Genomic DNA, 12,848 nt, shown 5'->3' on the forward strand with positions numbered 1-12,848 from the left:
TTATGAAGGGCGGTAATTTGAAAGAACAGCCTGAAATTTGGCAGCTGAACGCGCGCACTTCATTTCGTCGGCTTCATTACAAAGTCAACGCGAGCTTCGAGCCGCATTCGCCCCTCCCCGCGTTGCCTCCAACAGGATGGCATCCAGCGTCCGAAACCATCCCCAGTGCTTGGCCCGACGAATATCTCAAGGACTTTGGCCAACCGTTCGAGCCGAGTCGCTTCTACCTGAACTGCGCCCAGGTGCTTGGCTTCGCTGCAGAGAACCCCGAAGCAGAACAGGATTGCGCGATAGTCCTGAGCGAATTGATCGAGACTGCCAAGCGCTATTCGCTGCTGCATGAGGGAGCGCGTTTTACGCGGTACGACTTCGAATTCCCGCGCGAGGGCTATAAACTTTCCCCAGGGTTGGGTGAGCGCGATAGGTAACGGTTTCATCCTGCACGCGCTCTGCCGCGTTGCTCGCAGCTTTCCCGATCTCGGCGCAATCGAACTTGCGCACGAATACGCTCGCGCCTTTCAGGTCGTGAACCGAGGCGGGAACGATCGGCCTTGGTTCACTTTCATCGGCGAGGACGGCTTTCTCTGGCTCGATGAGTATCCCGCTGACGACGGCTATCCGACGCGGGTTCTGAACGGGCATATCCACGCGCTATTTGGGCTACAGGTCTACGCGACAAGCACACTTTGTGAAACCTCCGCAGCGATCGTGGACGGCGCGATAACGACGATGCGGCATCACGTGCTAGAATTTCGCCGGCCCGGCAAAATTAATCGCTACAGCCTGCGGGAACCAACCAAGAAAGACTATCTTCCGGAGCGCACAGTTCGCCAGCAGCTGGAGCTATTCAAGCTCACGCGTGACAAGTGGTTCTTTGAGGCCGCGCGAATGTTTCGGGACGACATTCGGGAGGCTCGCAAGGGGGCCGTCCTCGAATTCTTCAGCAGCGATGGGCAAGCTTCGTTGTTCATTGCAGACAGCAAGGTGTACCGGTGGGACGGTACCGCTATCGGCGTGGTTGCCGATGGCGTGATCCACGACACTCAAGGACGGTTCGTCGGATGGGTCAAACACAACACGCTTCTCAATTCCCGAGGTGAGAGGTGCTTCGTGACTCCACAGGCGGATCGGAGCGACCACTCGGTTTCGATCTTCATGCGTCCCCCGAAGGGAGCCAAGCAACGTGCGCCAGCCCCGCTCCACAAGGAACGGCCGCCCGTTTATCCAGGTCAGCAATTCTCCTGGGCGGCTGATCCATTCATCGAAGCCGCAAGCCGTTACTTCCACAAGCCGAGGCGTTCGCTGGTGCGACGAGTACTCGGAAGGCTCAGGCGAATTCTACTTCCAAAGCGCCCCAGCCAGCACGCCCGCTGATCTCCGATGATCGGCTAGCCCTGGTCGAGATCGATGTCCGCGATGAGCAGTCGTTCGATCACGTCGCGACTTCGGTATCCTTCCAAAGCCAGACTGCTAGCGAGCCGGATCGCCCTCGAATATTTGTTTCGATCGGCCCGTGAAGGGCGCCCGACTTGTAAAGCTCGCAGTCTTCTCCGGCGACGTGCAGCAACTCGTTGCTGACGGCAAGTTCGGTCCGGTGGCTGGCGGCAACCTCCATCAGGCGGCTGGCGACATTGACGGTGTCGCCGGTGGCCGCGATGTGCTGGTGGCTTTCGCCGCCCAGTCTCGACGCGATGACCGTGCCGAAATGCGCTCCGATTTTATAGCCCAGACGCGATGAGGTGGATCCAGGCAGGGCGGCAAGCCAGGCTTTGGTGCGATTGGATAGCCTGACGCTGCAACTGGCGGCATTCGACGCATCACCGGCCGCCGGTTCGGGCAGGCCGAACAGGATCATCGCTCCGTCACCCATGAAACTGGTGACGATGCCGCCACACTCCGTTACCTCCTCGTCAACCAGCGTGTGAAACGCGCTCAGCAGTTCGCGAGTGGCATTCGGCCCCAAGGTCTCGCTCAACCCGGTGAAGCCGGACAGATCGATGAACACGACCGCCGCGTCTTCACTCACCGGCTCCTGAAGGAAGTCGCCATGCTTTGCCAGCCACTGGCCCAGCCCTGGCGCTTGCACTTTCTGCAGCAACCGGCTCTGCGTGGCGAAATATTGCGCGCGGTTCCTGTCGCGCCAGAGCTGCGCGGCTCCGAACAGGATCGCCGGAGGCGCAGCGGCTGCCATGGGCAGCGCGGCGCTCAACCATATGCCGTTCGAAAAGGCTGTTACGTTGGCTAGGGCCCAGGCCAGCACCACGCCGATGACGGCTGCCAGGCCGATCGCGCTGCGCCGCCAGGCCACGAGCGCGACGAGGATCATAGGCAGGACCACGGCAAAGCCGGCATCGACGAGACGAACATGCTGGTCTCTCACGATACCGTCGCCGGCGGTCAGGTGGGCGATCGCCGTGGAGATCACCTCGACGCCTGGGAGCACCGGGTCAAAGGGGGTAGGAAACACATCTCCGCCGCCGGTTACAGTTGCCCCGATCACGACAATCCGATTGCGAATTTCGCCGTCGTCCAATTGTCCCGCGAGCACGGTCGCGGCGCTGATCGTGGGTATGGTGCCGCGCGGGCCATAGAAGGCGAGAGGGAGAAGGTGGCCCAGATCCGTCCGGATCGACCGCGTTCCCAAAAGCAGGCGGTTGGGCTCGATCTCAGGCTCGGCTCCGATCGCCAGCGCGGCGACACGCAAAGGGAGAGAGGCTTCAACCTGGTCTCCCGAACGAAACAGCAGCGGAACGAAGCGGGGCGTTCCCGTCTGGTCGGTGGCCACATTCACAACGCCAACCGCGGCGGCGTCGGAAAACGCTTGCAGCGGCATCAGAAATCGTTCCGCATTCGGCACCCGAACGAGGGGACCGTCGGTTTCGGGTGGTATCCACTGTTTGCCGCCCGCGAAAACCGCTGCCGCCGCGATCACGGCCGCACTCCCGCCAAGCGATCGCGCCAGCGCTTCGTCGTCCTGTCTTTCCTTTGGATCGACGAGCAGCAGGTCAACTGCGATCGCCTTCGGATCAAGGCGCGCGATTTCGTCTATGAGGCGAGCCAGCGTGGCGCGGCCCAGGGGGTAGCCTTGGTCTTTCGCGACCTCGTCGTCTATCGCGACGATCGTGATCAAATCAGGCGGCCTCGCCGTTCCCCTGATCAGCGTTCGAACATCAGTCATGGTGGCCTCGACACGATCGAGAAACCACATGTCGCCGCGCCAGTGAAAATAGCCCAGGCCCGCACCCCAAAGCCCTGCCAGAAGCAGTGCAATCAGCGTCGGGAGCGCCCGGCGTTTCAAGGCTTTATTCTCCCAGGCGCGCCATCAATGCAGACACGCGCGCCGCCGGCCAACGCTTGACGGTCAAGGGAGTCGTTCCGCGTTCGACATCGACGCCTTCGCCCGGGCCCAGCAGGACGCCGGCGCTCGAGCTTGGCCGTTGAACACCGACGCGACCGTTGACGACAAAGACCGAGGTCTTGCCACCCTGCACGTCCACCGCCCATTTCGTGCCTCGCACGGCGGCAATCGCCTGGGGCGTGACGACGACGAACCCAGGCGTTTGTCCAGTCGGGACCTCAAGCAGCAACGCCTTCCGTCGTAAAATGACACCGTCGGCATTTCCGTCCTGATTACGGTCCGCCAGTGAATATCGAGCACCGCCTTCGGTGGTGATCCTCACACCGCCCGGGCAGCGCAGGACTTGCCTTGAGGCACCCGCAGTTTGCTCCAGGTTGCATCCCAGGCCGGCAGATTGCGGCAATGCAACGGTCGCCCAAAACACCATCAGGAAGACGACGCTCGCGCTGCAAATGGCTCGGTAGCTCGCACTCACGGAAGATGCCTCCTCGTATCGTTGCAATACGTTCACGCATCGCCACCGGCTACGGACTGAAGCAAAATTAGCTCAAGGTGAATCGAGCCGAGGTATGTCCGCTACAAATGCCGATGTTTTCTATTCATCAGTATAGCCCGGTTCCCCTGAAAGGAACAATTCAACCGATGCTGGCGATGGATTTTCGCCATCGCAAGCCGACGTGGGGCATAGCATCGCGGATATTAGTCTAGCCGGTGGCCACTACGCGCCGTTGCCGCACCAGTGAAATAATGCCGTAGGCCAGCAGCGCAACCGCCACGAAAAGCAGGCCTGCGGAGATGGGGCGACTTACGAACTCGGTCAGATCGCCGTTGGAATACATCATGGCGCGGCGCATATTGGTCTCGAAGATAGGCCCGAGCACGAAACCCAGCACCATCGGGCCCAGCGGAAAGCCGTAGCGCTCCATCCCGTAGCCCAGCACCCCGAAGCCGAGCATGAGCCAGACCTCGAACAAGCGGTTGCCCGAGGCATAGGTGCCGACGACCATCAGCACGACAAGCACCGGCAGAAGGAAGCGGCGCGGCACCAGAAGCACGCGGGGGAAAAGCCTGATCGTGGCGAGCTGGATCACCAGCAAAAGGACTGTAGCGAGGAAAAAAGGCGGCATAGATCATGGCGATGAGGTCCGGCTCGTTGCGGAACAGGAGCGGTCCGGGTTGCAGTCCGTGGATGGTGAAGCCGCCAATTAGGACTGCGGTCACTCCGTCTCCCGGGATGCCGAGCGTGATCAGCGGCAGCAGCGCGCCGCCGACACTGGCGTTGTTGGCCGTCTCGGAAGCGTAGATGCCCTCCACCGCGCCCTTGCCGAAGCGTTCCGGCGTCTTGGAAGCCTGGCGGGCGGCGCCATAGGCGACGAGGTTGGACGCCGATCCGCCGATGCCGGGCAGGATGCCGATAGCGATGCCGATCACACCCGAACGCAGCATGTTCCAGCCGTTGCCGACAAATTCGGCCAGGCGTACGCCACTGCCGCGAATGTCGAAATTCGGCTTGATGCGCAGCGACGGCTCGACCGTCTGGCGGATCATCTCGGAGATGGCGAAGAGCCCGACCATGAAGGGCACGATGCCGATGCCGGCCATGAGATCGATGGAGCCGAAGGTGAAGCGTTGCGCAGCTCCGATCGGCGCGAAGCCCACGGTGGCGATGGCGAGACCGAGCGTCGCCGAGAGCAGTCCCTTGACCACATTGGCCTGCGCAAGCACCACCACCAGCATGAGGGCCGCAAGTGTGAGCGCGGTGAATTCATGGGCGCCGAAGCGGATGGCCAGGCGCGTCAGCGCCGGCGCGAAGGCGACCAGCACGACAAGGCTCATCAGTCCGCCGACGGCGCTGGCGACCATTCCGGTGGCAAGCGCCTTGGTCGCCTCGCCGTTGCGGGCGAGCGGATAGGCGTCGAAGGTGGTTGCGATCGAGGACGGCGTTCCGGGGATGCGCAGCAGGGTCGCCGACACGAGGCCGCCGGTGATACCGCCGATATAGGTCGCGACCAGCATGGCGATGGCTACGTCGGGCTGCATGGCGAAGGTGACCGGCAGCAGCAACGCCACCGCCATGGTGGCGCTGAGCCCCGGCAACGCACCGAAGAAGAGGCCCACCAGAAGTCCGCCAAGCATTATCGCCAGCGTGTCGAGCGAAAGGAGCTGGCCCAGATTGATGAAGAAGAGCTCTAGCATGATCTAACCCAGAAAGACGCCAGGAAGGGGAACGCCGACCAGCACGCGCAGGCCCGTGCCGACCACGAAGGTCACGACTGCCGCGGCGAGGATGGCGACGATCGCACTCCGCACCGTGCGAGGGCCGAACAGGAAGATGGCGATGGACAGGAAGACGAAAGTGGAGAGGCTGAAGCCCGCCTTCTCGAAAAGCGCTACATAGGCGCAGAGATTGACGAGGTGGATGATGCTGAAGAGTGCCGGTTCGGCAGGGATCATTGTTGCGGTGTCGGCGTTCTCGCCGACTCCCGCCTCCACCGCCGGCGGAGGCGGCGCGACACGCCGGATCGCCAGAACGCTACCCAGTAGCACGAAGAGAATGCCGAGCGCGGCAGGCAGCACGGCAGGACCGGGATCGCCCTGCCCCAGGCTTGGGGCGGTAAGCCGATACATCAGCCATATCATGGCGAACCCGAGCAGAACGAAGCCCGCGCCCAGTATCCTGTCTGCCTTCATCACAGGTTCCTCCCCATATGGCCGGGGCGTCCCGCGGGCCGCCCCGTAGATCGCGCGGCTTCTATTTGCCGCCCATCAGCGATTTGACGAATTCCAGTTCCTTGGCCAGGAACTCCTTGGTCTCGGCTGGGCCGCGCACCGCAGGAACCTGCGAGCCCTTCTCCAGCGCCGCCGAGAATTCCGGATCCGCCTTCATGGCCGCCAGCACGTTCTCGAAAGCCGAGACCGCCGCCTCGTCCATCGCGGGCGGGCCATAGACGGTGAAGACGAGCGGGAATGAGATTTCGACGCCCTGCGATTTGGCGGTGGGGAAATCGGGGGCAAATGGATCGGCGCGCTCGTTGATCACCGCCAGCACCTTGATCTGCCTATCCTCGACATATTGTTTGGCGTTCGCCACGCTCATCGAGATGACGTCCACCTGCTTGCCAGAAGCGCAATGATGCGATCCGATTCGCCGCCTGCGTCGACCACGCGCATAGCGCCATCGGAAAGCGCGTTGATGGCATCGCCCTTGACCTGCGTGGTGCCGCCGAATTGCGAGCCGATCGTGATACCGTCCGGGTTCTTGCGCGCATGATCCGCGAGTTCGGGCAGCGTCGAATAAGGCGCGTCGGCGCGCACGGCGTAGACGTCGTTATATTCGGCGACAGTGGCAAGCGGGGTGAGGTCCGTATAAGCGAAGGGCGACTGGCCGGAGAGATTGGTGGTGTGGACCGCCGCGTGCCAGATATAGAGCACACTCCCGTCGGCAGGCGAAGTGGCCACTGTCTGCGCCGCTACCACACCTCCGCCCGCAGGCTGGTTGACGATGGCGACGCTGGAGCCCGAGTGCTTCTGGAAATAGTCGCCGAAGATGCGCGCGTCGACATCGGTCGAGCCGCCCGGTGCGGCGGGCACCATGATGCGCACGGAATCTACTGGATAGTCGACCTGCGCGAAGGCCACGTCGGTCGACAAAATGCCGGCAATGGCAAAAGCGGCCGCGGTGAGCATATGTTTCATGATCTAGGCTTCCTCCCTGTGATCGTTGACGGGCTTCAAGCCACGTCGGCTTCCGAGAACGCGCCGGTTTCGGGTTTGTCCTCCTTGAACTCGTGCTCAAGTCCGTTGACGTTGAACACGGCGACAACCGTGCCCTCCTCGAGCGCGATCGGCGAATGACGATGTCCTTTGGGGATCAACGTGCCTTCGAACTGTCGCATGACGATGGGCTCGCGGCCCTCGACATCGATCTGCAGGGCGCCCTTGAGGATCAGCCAGCCCTCGTCGCCATTGGTATGGCGATGCCAGGGAAAGCGTCCCGTCACCTCGGCGATGCGCAGGTTGTATTTGTCGTCGAGGCGGAAGACGTTGAAATTGGTGCGGGGCGGATGGCCTTCCAGGGTCTTCATGACGTTGAAGAGCTTGAAGGCGCCCAGCGGCTCAGTGTTCATGACTTGCCCTCCTCAATCCGAAACGTAGTTCGCGCCGTGCGCCGGCCGGTCCCATTCGAGCAGCGGACCGCGCAGCGCCTCGAGCTTGTCGCGGTCGAGCTCGAAGCCGAGGCCCGGGCCGGTCGGCACGATCAGGCGCGTGCCCTCGTAGCGCAGCGGCTCGGTGACCACATCCTCGACATAGAGCAGCGGCCCGACCGGATCGCCGGCATAGTGGAGTTGCGGGATGACCGCCGCGAGATGGGCGTTGGCGGCGGTGCCCAGGCTCATCTCCTGGGTGGTGCTGATCAGGCATTTGAGGCCGGCCGCCTCCGCGAGGTCGAAGAGCTTCTTGGCCTGATAGATGCCGCCGGACTGGATGGTGATGTTGAACACGTCCACCGCACCCGCCTTGATCATGCGCATGGCCTGGGCCTGGCTCGATATGTGCTCGGAGATGTCAACGTCGATGCGCCGGCGCAGTTCGCTCATCCCCTCATAGTCCTCGGCCCAGCAGGGGCTCTCTATGAGTTCGAAATCATATTCCTTGAAGCGCTCGTAGATGCGCAGTGTGTCGCGCCAGTGGAAATGGCCCTGGAAATCCAGCGCCTTCAACTGCACCGAGTTGCCGAAACGGTCGCGGAAGGCTTTGAGGAAGCGTTCGTCCTGATCGAAATCGACGCCGACATAATAGCGGAACCGGTTGACGCCCTCGGCGACGAGTTCGGCGGTGTAGCCGAGATAGCGTTCGGTATCGCTTTCTTTCTTGGCTTGGAACACCGGATAGGTGATCTCAAAGCTGTCGCGCACCTTGCCGCCGATCAAATTGTACACCGGGGTGCCAAAGGCCTTGCCGACGATGTCGTAGAAGGCCATCTCGACGCCCGCCGCGATCTGCGAGGCGGGGGTGAAGGGGGGATAATTGTTGGCGTAGCGGAAGTAGACAGGCATGTAAGCCAGCAGCCGCTCGTGCAGCGCCGCGATTTCGAACGCGTTCTGGCCGAGCGCCACCTTCTCGATCCCCACACGTACGGCCTCCGGATCGGGCATGTACATGCGGTAGCAATCGAGGTCGGAAATCTCTCCAAGCCCGACAATGCCGGCATCGGTCGCAAGCTCGAGCACGATGTGCGAGCTGATCGCCCCGGTGCGGCGGCGCGTGCGCACCGTGTGGAGCGTCACACCGGTGATCTTGATCGAGTCTTTTGCGGATAACTGGGTCTGCAGCATAGTCTGTTCCATCAATAGATTTCGGGCTCGGGCAGCGGCGCACCTGCCGCCAGGAAGTCGAAGTCGCAGCCTTCATTGGCCTGGCTGACATGGCGCGCGAACATGGCGCCGTAGCCGCGCGCCAGACGCGGCTCGCGCGGGATCCATTCGGCGCGGCGGCGGGCGAGCGTTGCCTCGTCAACATCGAGGTCGAGCCTGCGCGCTTCCACGTCCAGAACGATGAAGTCGCCGTTGCGCACCAGCGCCAGCGGTCCGCCGACATAGGACTCGGGTGCTATGTGAAGCACGCATGCTCCGTAGGAGGTGCCGCTCATGCGCGCATCGGAGAGCCGCAGCATGTCCCGCACACCCTGCCTGACCAGCTTCTTCGGGATTGGAAGCATGCCCCATTCGGGCAACGCAGGCCCGCCCTGTGGGCCTGCGTTGCGCAGCACGAGCACGTGGTCGACGGTGACGTCGAGGTCGTCGCTTTCGACCGCTGCCTTCATTTCCGCATAGCTGTCGAACACCAGCGCGGGGCCGCGATGTTTAAGGAAGCGGGGCTCGGCGGCTGACGGCTTCATCACCGCGCCATCCGGCGCAAGATTGCCCTTGAGGACGGCCGTGCCGCCGCGCGGATAGACCGGATTGGAGAGCGGGCGAATGACATCGGGATTGTGGACCACTGCGCCCGCAAGCCCTTCGCCGATCGCGCGGCCGCTGACGGTGAGGCAGGTGCGGTCTATCAGATCGCCAAGCTCCGCCATCAGCGCCGTCAGGCCACCGGCATAATAGAAGTCCTCCATCAGCATCGTGCCCGAGGGCCGGACATTGGCGATGACGGGCACGCGCTGCGATATCTCGTCGAAGCGCGCGAGGGTAAGGTCGAGCCCCGCGCGGTGCGCCATGGCCAGGATATGGATGATGCCGTTTGTCGAGCCGCCCATGGCTTGGTGGACCGAGATGGCGTTGTCGATGGCGGCGGGAGTGGCGATCTTCGACGGCAGCAGGTCTTCCCAGACCATTTCGACGATGCGGCGGCCGGATTCGGAGGCCATGCGCGGATGGTTGGAATCCGGCGCGGGAATCGACGATGAGCCGGGGAGCGAGAAACCCATGGCCTCGATCACCGACATCATGGTGGCGGCCGTGCCCATGGTCATGCAGGTGCCGTGCGAGCGCGCTATTCCCTGCTCCATCTCGCGCCAATCGGCCTCGGTGATGTTGCCGGCACGCTTCTCGTCCCAGTATTTCCAGGTGTCGGAGCCCGAACCCAGCACCTTTCCGCGCCAGTTTCCCCGCAGCATCGGCCCCGCCGGCACGAAGATGGCCGGAAGATTGGCCGAAAGCGCCCCCATGAGCAGCGCCGGCCCGGTCTTGTCGCATCCGCCCATCAGCACCGCACCGTCGATGGGATAGGAGCGCATGCCCTCCTCCACCTCCATGGCGAGGAAATTGCGGTAGAGCATCGTGGTGGGCTTCTGGAAGGGCTCCGACAAGGTCATCGCCGGCAGCTCGAGCGGGAAGCCGTCTGCCTGCCAGATGCCGCGCTTCACCTCCTCGACCCGCACCTTGAAATGCGCATGGCACGGGTTGATGTCGGACCATGTATTGAAGATGCCGATGACCGGCTTTCCCATGAAGTCGGTCCGCTCATAGCCCATCTGCAGCAGGCGCGACCGGTGGCCGAACGAGCGCAGGTCGTTCACGCCGAACCAGCGATGGCTGCGCAGGTTTTTCAGGCTTTTAGGCATCATTCCTCCGTCATGGCCGGATTGTGTTATCATTCCCGTCTAGATCATACAATCCCTGCTATTTACAAATTTGTTATACAATCTTATTCAGAGCGAAGCCGCAGCATAGGAGCTCTCCATGGTCGACAAGATTGCCGAGAAACTGGGCCGCACCGTCGTCGCCGTTCCGCCGGTGGCGTGGACGCGGACGCTGGATCTAGCCGAGAACCAGAACCGGCGCCTGATCGGCCACATAGAAGCAGGCGGCGTGGGCGCGCTGCTCTATGGCGGCAACGCCAATCTCTATCATTTCGATCTGGGGCGCTTCGCCGCGCTGATGGAACTGCTGACGGAGGCGCCGAGCGCAGCGACCGATGTCATCCCGTCCATCGGCCCGGATTTCGGCAAGCTCCTGGACGAGGCGACAAGCCTGCGCGACATGAACTTCGCTGGCGTGATGGCTCTGCCCATGACCTTCCCCACCCATCCCGAGGGCATCGAGAAGGCGCTCCGGGCCACAGCGGACCGGCTCGGCGCGCCGCTCATCCTCTATGTCAAGCGCGAGCACTATCTCGCCCCCGCGCGGATCGGAGCGCTGGTGGCCGACGGCGTGGTCAGCTTCGTCAAATATGCCGTCGAGCGCAATGAGCCGGCCGGCGACACCTATCTCGCCGATATCTGCAGTGCGATCGGCTCCGGCAATGTCGCGAGCGGCATGGGCGAGACGCCGATCCATGTCCACCTGCCGCAATACCGGCTGCGGACCTACACGTCGGGCGGCGTGTGCATCGCGCCGCGCGCGGCCATGAAGCTGCTTGCCGCTCATCGCGCTAAAGATGCCGAAACGGCCGGCCGTCTCGCTGTTCCGTTCCTCGCCTTCGAGAAGGTGCGCGCCGCGATCAACGGCTTCTCGGTGATGCACGACGCGGTGACGCTGGCGGGAATAGCCGACATGGGGCCGATCCTGCCCATGGCCGGCAACATCCCCGGGGACGAGCGGGAAAGGGTGCAGCACGCGGTCGACGCGCTTGTGGCGCTGGAAAGGACCTGCCAGAATCGAGCCTAGCACCAACGCAAACCGGACGAGGTGGCCTGCCCAATGAGCGAATTCGACCTTGTGGCCCCAGGCACTAAGGGGACAGCCGGCCGGACGCTCAGCGACGCGGTCTATCAGCGCATCTACGAGCGGATATCCAACGGTGAATGGCCCAAGGGCACCCGCCTCCTCACCGAGATCGAGCTGGCGGAACAGTTCGGGTCTCGCGCACGGTCATACGCGAAGCCCTGCTGCGGCTGCGCATAGACGGGCTCATCGCTTCCCGGCAGGGAGCGGGCACCCATGTGATCGGCGCGCCCAGCCAGCGCGTCATCGACTTCGCCGAGCCGGGCAGCGTCGCGGACCTGCAGCGCTGCTACGAATTCCGCGTCGGCGTGGAAGGGGAAGCGGCCTATCTCGCCGCTACCAGGCATTCTTCAGAACGCATCGCGGAGATCGAGGCGACGCTGGACGCCATGGAACGCTGCATCGCCGAGGACCGGCTGGGCGCGGAGGAGGACATCGCCTTCCACCTGGCGATCGCGCGGGCGACCGAAAACGACTATTACCAGCGCACCATCGCCTCGGTCACCAAAGCCATCCGCGTCGGGATGTCCATCGCGGCGACGCTCTCGAGCCGCCCTCCGCCCCAGCGTCTCGGCATAGCCATAGGCGAGCATCGCGGCGTGCTGGACGCCATCCGCGCCTCCGATCCCGACCTTGCCCGGGCTCGCATGCGCGCCCACATCGAAGGCGCTCGCAGACGCGTGTTTGTCGGAACCAGCTAACCGCGAATGCGACAACAGCAATTCAGCATCTCCGGCTGACGAGTTCAAATTAAGGACGCTGTATTCAGCCAGGTCTGGCCTCGCGTCAGGCAGGTTCACCTTTGACATACTGTGTCACGGCGACATCAAACGTGTTCACTTGCCATGGAACCAACAGGAACCTGCCGCATTTGCTGCCCCATTTTGCCTGCTAGCTGCCCTTCATCTACAAACGGGGCAAACCTAAAACATGACGACGAAAATAGCTGCGACCGCCGCGGCAACGCTGGCGGCCGGGCTGATGCTCGCCGCTTCCACGGGTTCGGCATCGGCGCAGTGCGGCCGCGCATCCTGGTACGCACTCCATTCCAAGACTGCGTCGGGCGAACGCATGAATCCATCCGCCATGACCGCTGCTCACCGCAGCCTGCCTTTCGGCACCAAAGTTCTGGTCACCAACAAGAAGAACGGCAAAAGCGTCGTCCTCCGCATCAACGATCGCGGTCCCTTCATCAAGGGCCGGGTGATCGACGTTTCCAAAGGCGCGGCGCAGAAACTCGGCTTCATCAGTGCCGGCCATACGTCGATCTGTTTCGATCGGCAGTAGACTGAGCAGACACGGACGGCAGCTCAGGCCGT

14 protein-coding genes and 1 pseudogene are annotated in these 12,848 nt (G+C 63.0%); 5 read left to right on the top strand and 10 right to left on the bottom strand.

Features of this window, described 5'->3' with window-relative positions; genetic code table 11:
* Positions 1–2: 2 nt before the first annotated feature.
* Positions 3–428: a hypothetical protein gene (locus ACG873_RS24805; RefSeq protein WP_394888447.1), complete on the top strand. Its 426-nt coding sequence runs from the start codon at positions 3–5 to the stop codon at positions 426–428.
* On the top strand, positions 412–1,374 hold the full coding sequence (locus ACG873_RS24810) for a 4-fold beta flower protein (RefSeq protein WP_394888448.1): 963 nt from the start codon (positions 412–414) through the stop codon (positions 1,372–1,374). Before ACG873_RS24805 ends, ACG873_RS24810 begins: the two co-directional genes overlap by 17 nt.
* A gap of 58 nt (positions 1,375–1,432) precedes the next feature.
* Here ACG873_RS24810 and ACG873_RS24815 read toward each other — a convergent pair whose 3' ends face one another.
* From ACG873_RS24815 to araD, 10 genes and pseudogenes are all read right to left on the bottom strand, one after another.
* The gene (locus ACG873_RS24815) at positions 1,433–3,298 is read right to left on the bottom strand and encodes a CHASE2 domain-containing protein (protein WP_394888449.1); all 1,866 of its coding nucleotides are present in this window, start codon (positions 3,296–3,298) and stop codon (positions 1,433–1,435) included.
* A 4-nt stretch (positions 3,299–3,302) separates the two neighbouring features.
* Complete coding sequence (locus tag ACG873_RS24820; protein ID WP_394888450.1) at positions 3,303–3,833, bottom strand: FecR family protein; 531 nt, start codon at positions 3,831–3,833, stop codon at positions 3,303–3,305.
* Positions 3,834–4,062: 229 nt separating this feature from the next.
* Positions 4,063–4,485, bottom strand: a complete 423-nt coding sequence (locus tag ACG873_RS24825; RefSeq protein WP_394893685.1) for a tripartite tricarboxylate transporter permease — start codon at positions 4,483–4,485, stop codon at positions 4,063–4,065.
* Between the two features lie 46 nt (positions 4,486–4,531).
* Positions 4,532–5,554: pseudogene (locus ACG873_RS24830) on the bottom strand (tripartite tricarboxylate transporter permease); the annotation flags it as partial.
* A gap of 3 nt (positions 5,555–5,557) precedes the next feature.
* Positions 5,558–6,049 (bottom strand): tripartite tricarboxylate transporter TctB family protein, encoded by a 492-nt coding sequence (locus ACG873_RS24835; protein WP_394888451.1) that lies wholly within the window; start codon positions 6,047–6,049, stop codon positions 5,558–5,560.
* A 61-nt stretch (positions 6,050–6,110) separates the two neighbouring features.
* Complete coding sequence (locus ACG873_RS24840; protein ID WP_394888452.1) at positions 6,111–6,455, bottom strand: hypothetical protein; 345 nt, start codon at positions 6,453–6,455, stop codon at positions 6,111–6,113.
* Positions 6,452–7,054 carry a Bug family tripartite tricarboxylate transporter substrate binding protein gene (locus ACG873_RS24845; RefSeq protein WP_394888453.1) on the bottom strand — a complete coding sequence of 201 codons (603 nt, stop codon included), beginning with the start codon at positions 7,052–7,054 and terminating at the stop codon, positions 6,452–6,454. Before ACG873_RS24845 ends, ACG873_RS24840 begins: the two co-directional genes overlap by 4 nt.
* 35 nt (positions 7,055–7,089) lie before the next feature.
* Positions 7,090–7,485 (bottom strand): cupin domain-containing protein, encoded by a 396-nt coding sequence (locus ACG873_RS24850; protein WP_394888454.1) that lies wholly within the window; start codon positions 7,483–7,485, stop codon positions 7,090–7,092.
* Positions 7,486–7,497: 12 nt separating this feature from the next.
* Entirely contained in the window at positions 7,498–8,694 is a 1,197-nt protein-coding gene (locus tag ACG873_RS24855) for a mandelate racemase/muconate lactonizing enzyme family protein (protein WP_394888455.1), read from the bottom strand.
* A gap of 11 nt (positions 8,695–8,705) precedes the next feature.
* Complete coding sequence (gene araD / locus ACG873_RS24860) at positions 8,706–10,430, bottom strand: L-arabinonate dehydratase (protein WP_394888456.1); 1,725 nt, start codon at positions 10,428–10,430, stop codon at positions 8,706–8,708.
* Positions 10,431–10,545: 115 nt separating this feature from the next.
* Between araD and ACG873_RS24865 the strand changes: the two genes are divergently transcribed.
* The 3 genes from ACG873_RS24865 (at position 10,546) to ACG873_RS24875 (ending at position 12,816) form a co-directional block, all read left to right on the top strand.
* Complete coding sequence (locus tag ACG873_RS24865) at positions 10,546–11,472, top strand: dihydrodipicolinate synthase family protein (RefSeq protein ID WP_394888457.1); 927 nt, start codon at positions 10,546–10,548, stop codon at positions 11,470–11,472.
* A 137-nt stretch (positions 11,473–11,609) separates the two neighbouring features.
* Positions 11,610–12,230, top strand: a complete 621-nt coding sequence (locus ACG873_RS24870) for a FadR/GntR family transcriptional regulator (protein ID WP_394888458.1) — start codon at positions 11,610–11,612, stop codon at positions 12,228–12,230.
* A 229-nt stretch (positions 12,231–12,459) separates the two neighbouring features.
* On the top strand, positions 12,460–12,816 hold the full coding sequence (locus ACG873_RS24875) for a septal ring lytic transglycosylase RlpA family protein (protein ID WP_394888459.1): 357 nt from the start codon (positions 12,460–12,462) through the stop codon (positions 12,814–12,816).
* Positions 12,817–12,848 lie beyond the last annotated feature (32 nt).

The sequence above is a fragment of the Allomesorhizobium aridi genome, assembly GCF_043769475.1.
Lineage (GTDB): Bacteria > Pseudomonadota > Alphaproteobacteria > Rhizobiales > Rhizobiaceae > Allomesorhizobium.

Coding starts and splice junctions, on each gene's coding strand:
- ACG873_RS24805 (WP_394888447.1), top strand. CDS start 3: ATGAAGGGCGGTAATTTGAAAGAACAGCCTGAAATTTGGCAGCTGAAC.
- ACG873_RS24825 (WP_394893685.1), bottom strand. CDS start 4,485: ATGCCGCCTTTTTTCCTCGCTACAGTCCTTTTGCTGGTGATCCAGCTC.
- ACG873_RS24835 (WP_394888451.1), bottom strand. CDS start 6,049: ATGAAGGCAGACAGGATACTGGGCGCGGGCTTCGTTCTGCTCGGGTTC.
- ACG873_RS24840 (WP_394888452.1), bottom strand. CDS start 6,455: ATGAGCGTGGCGAACGCCAAACAATATGTCGAGGATAGGCAGATCAAG.
- ACG873_RS24845 (WP_394888453.1), bottom strand. CDS start 7,054: ATGAAACATATGCTCACCGCGGCCGCTTTTGCCATTGCCGGCATTTTG.
- ACG873_RS24850 (WP_394888454.1), bottom strand. CDS start 7,485: ATGAACACTGAGCCGCTGGGCGCCTTCAAGCTCTTCAACGTCATGAAG.
- ACG873_RS24855 (WP_394888455.1), bottom strand. CDS start 8,694: ATGCTGCAGACCCAGTTATCCGCAAAAGACTCGATCAAGATCACCGGT.
- araD (WP_394888456.1), bottom strand. CDS start 10,430: ATGATGCCTAAAAGCCTGAAAAACCTGCGCAGCCATCGCTGGTTCGGC.
- ACG873_RS24865 (WP_394888457.1), top strand. CDS start 10,546: ATGGTCGACAAGATTGCCGAGAAACTGGGCCGCACCGTCGTCGCCGTT.
- ACG873_RS24870 (WP_394888458.1), top strand. CDS start 11,610: ATGGCCCAAGGGCACCCGCCTCCTCACCGAGATCGAGCTGGCGGAACA.
- ACG873_RS24875 (WP_394888459.1), top strand. CDS start 12,460: ATGACGACGAAAATAGCTGCGACCGCCGCGGCAACGCTGGCGGCCGGG.